Annotated in this window: 3 protein-coding genes; 2 read left to right on the top strand and 1 reads right to left on the bottom strand. The window is 63.0% G+C overall.

The features are described 5' to 3' along the window. Positions 1 to 244 precede the first annotated feature (244 nt). The gene (locus tag ABSG20_RS33175; RefSeq protein ID WP_423868666.1) at positions 245 to 1,099 is read left to right on the top strand and encodes an SDR family oxidoreductase; all 855 of its coding nucleotides are present in this window, start codon (positions 245 to 247) and stop codon (positions 1,097 to 1,099) included. On the opposite strand, the gene purU is transcribed toward ABSG20_RS33175, so the two are convergent. Next, positions 1,089 to 1,952 carry a formyltetrahydrofolate deformylase gene (gene purU, locus ABSG20_RS33180; RefSeq protein WP_423868667.1) on the bottom strand — a complete coding sequence of 288 codons (864 nt, stop codon included), beginning with the start codon at positions 1,950 to 1,952 and terminating at the stop codon, positions 1,089 to 1,091. The genes ABSG20_RS33175 and purU overlap by 11 nt on opposite strands. Positions 1,953 to 2,090: 138 nt before the next feature. On the opposite strand from purU, the gene ABSG20_RS33185 reads away from it, so the two are divergent. Beyond that, positions 2,091 to 2,939, top strand: coding sequence for a uroporphyrinogen-III synthase (locus ABSG20_RS33185; RefSeq protein WP_423868668.1), 849 nt, complete (start codon positions 2,091 to 2,093; stop codon positions 2,937 to 2,939). The last annotated feature ends 303 nt before the right edge of the window (positions 2,940 to 3,242 follow it).

Genomic DNA, 3,242 nt, shown 5'->3' on the forward strand with positions numbered 1-3,242 from the left:
GGCGGTTCAAACAGGGCGCCCACAAGGGGCGCCCCTACGTGATGTCGATTTTTGTAGGGGCGACCCTTGTGGTCGCCCTCCTTCGGGCGAAGGCAACCTGCCCCACGAGCTGGAGATGCTTGCCAATTGTGCAGAATCCGCAGCGATCTTCTATAGACCAACGATCGAGGGAATCGCGAATCGGCCCGGGGGAAGAGTGGGTTCGGAAGGCACGACAACGCAGACCCAGGCGAGAAGCCTGGTCTTGGGCGCAGCCGGTGTGGTCGGCGGCTATATCGTTGACCGCCTCGCGCGCGCCGGAGAGCATCCGATCGCCTTGTCGCGATCCCCGCGATTCACGCCTGGCGTCGATTGGGTCGTGGGCGATCTTGAAAAACCTGACGCCTTGAGGTTTCCGAGCTTTGCGACCCTGTATTGCACCGTCGACGCGATCCTGTTGCCGCCGGCGTTGCCCCATCTGTTCAATCCATCATTAAAGCGGGCGGTCGTTTTCAGTTCGACCAGCGTCATGACCAAATTGCAAAGCGAAATTGCCGAAGAGCGCGAAATGTTGAACAATCTCGCGGCTGCCGAGCAGAAAATCATCGCAGCCTGCGCACAGAACAATGTCGCCTGGACCATCCTGCGCCCGACATTGATCTACGCCGAGGGTCGCGACCTCAACATCACGCCGTTGTCAGAGCTTATCCGCCGCTTCGGATTCATGCCGCTGGTCGGCGGCGCGCCCGGGTTGCGACAGCCTGTGCATGCGGAGGACCTGGCGATCGGGGCCATTGCCGCGGCATCCAGCCCAACTGCCGCGAACAAGATCTATTCGCTGCCGGGCGGGGAGACGCTGACCTATCACGAGATGATCGGCCGGATTTTCGACGGATTAAGGCTGCCACGGCGTACCGTCTCGGTGCCCGCCTGGTTGTGGCGAACTACGTTCGTGGCGGCGAAACCGCTTTTTCCGGATGCGAATGTGGCGATGGGCATTCGCATGATGAAAGACATGGCGTTCGATCCCAATCCAGCCATTCAGGACTTCGGCTGGAACCCGCGGAGTTTCCACCCCGTGTTCGCACCGCGCTCGAATCCGCAGAGCGCTAATCCATGAACACCACGGTCTTGCGGCCGTTGAGGATCACGCGGTCCTCCAGATGATGGCGCATGGCGCGCGCCAGCACCCGGCGTTCGATATCGCGTCCCTTGCGAACCAGGTCGTCGGGGGTGTCGCGATGGCTGATGCGCTCGACATCCTGGTCGATGATCGGGCCTTCGTCGAGCGCGCTGGTGACATAATGCGCGGTGGCGCCGATCAGCTTGACGCCGCGCTCATGCGCCTGGTGATAGGGCCGCGCACCCTTGAAACCGGGCAGGAACGAGTGATGAATGTTGATGCAGCGGCCGGAAAGCCTGGCCGACATCTCGTCCGACAGGATCTGCATATAGCGCGCCAGCACCACCAGATCGGTCCTGGTTTCCACGGCCAGGTTCCAGATCGCCGCCTCCTGCTCGGCTTTTGTCTCCGGGGTGACCGGCCAGGAGTGAAAGGCAATGTCGCCGAAATCGAGATTGCTGTAGGTTTCGCGCGGATGATTGGAGACGATGGCGGTCGGGATCATTTCGAGTTCGCCGGTCCGCCAGCGATAGAGGATATCGGCAAGGCAGTGATCGGATTTCGACACCAGGAGCATCACGCGGCGGCGCGTGCTGCGATCGCGCATCTGCCATCGCATGCCGAAGCGCTCGGCGATCGCCGCGAAGCCGGTTTGCTGCGCCGCCAGATTGACCGCGAGATCGGCGGCAGTGAACACCACCCGCATGAAAAAATGATCGGTCTCGACGTCGTTGAACTGCTGGGCGTCCAGAATGTTCTGGCCATTATGGGCCAGGAAGGTCGAAACCGCCGATACGATGCCGGGACGATCCGGACAGGACAGGGTCAAGACATATTGAAGGTCGGGCATGGCCGGGCTTTTGACTGGATTAAAGCAGATGGAGCCTTCGATTGGGTGCCCTGCTCTATCACCGCCGACGCCCTTGCGCCAATCCCGCGGCAAGCGTCATGATGAACAAACGACGGGCGACTGAGACTGGACAAGACCATGGCTGACAGGCTCAACGGCTACCGCATTCTGATCCTGGAAACCCGCGAGGAAGCGCAGTTTTCCCGGCTGCTCGCCGAGCAGGGCGCGGACGTGCTGCAATGTCCGATGTTTGCGATCCATGATGCCCCCGACAGCGCGCCGGTCGAGGCCTGGATCCGGCGCTTCGTCGCTACCCCCTGCGACGATCTGGTGCTGATGACCGGTGAAGGCCTGCGCCGCCTGATGAAGGTGGCGCGGCGCATCGAGGTCGAGCGGGATTTTATCGCCGCGCTCGCCAGCGCGCGGAAATTTGCCCGCGGCCCCAAACCCGGCCGGGCGCTGCGCGAGATCGCCCTGGAACCGCAGGTGACGACGGAGAAGCCGACCTCCGAGGGCATCGCCGAGATGCTGTCGCGGTTCGAACTCGGCGGGCATCGCCTGGGCCTGCAGCTTTATCCGGACAAGGATCACAGCGCGCTGATCGGCGCGATCTCGGCGCGGGGCGCCGAGGTCGACAGCGTGCTGCCTTATGTCTATGATGCAAAGGCCGCCGACGCCAGCATCGTCACCGCGATCGACGAGATGGCGCACGGCCGCGTCGATGCCATTGCACTGACCAGTTCGGGTCAGGTTCGCCGCCTCGTCGAAGTCGCGCAGGCCCACGCCTGCGAAGCGCAATTGCGCGACGGCCTGACGCGCACGCCGATCGCGTCGGTCGGGCCGGTGGTCTCCGATGAGCTCAAATCCCAGGGGTTGCGCACCGACATCTATCCCGCCAACGACGCCTATTTCATGAAGCCGCTGATCTCGGCGATGGCCGCGGCACTCGGCAAGTCCCCGCCGCGCGGCGCAGCGAAGCCTTCATGACTTGACGCGTTTGGCCGACGTGAACAGCGCGAACCCAAGTCCATGACAACTCCTCGAAAAGCTTGCCCGATCGTTCTCCGCCGAAACCTACGGATCGACATGGCGTATGGGCGCCCCTGGGGCGCCCCCAGCTCGTAGGATGGGTGGAGCGCAAGCGATACCCATCCTCATTGTTCCAGCAAAGATGTTGGGTTTCGCTGAGAGCTCAACCCAACCTACGAGCTCTTCTCGTGCCCTCGCCGCTGTGAGGGACGCGCAACCCTCTCGCTCCCCTCCCCCCGCGCGTAGCGCAGCGAAGCGTGG

The sequence above is a fragment of the Bradyrhizobium sp. genome (assembly GCF_049512235.1).
Lineage (GTDB): Bacteria > Pseudomonadota > Alphaproteobacteria > Rhizobiales > Xanthobacteraceae > Bradyrhizobium.

Excerpts from the sequence above, each read along its gene's own strand:
- purU (WP_423868667.1), bottom strand. The coding sequence starts at position 1,952 with ATGCCCGACCTTCAATATGTCTTGACCCTGTCCTGTCCGGATCGTCCC.
- ABSG20_RS33185 (WP_423868668.1), top strand. The coding sequence starts at position 2,091 with ATGGCTGACAGGCTCAACGGCTACCGCATTCTGATCCTGGAAACCCGC.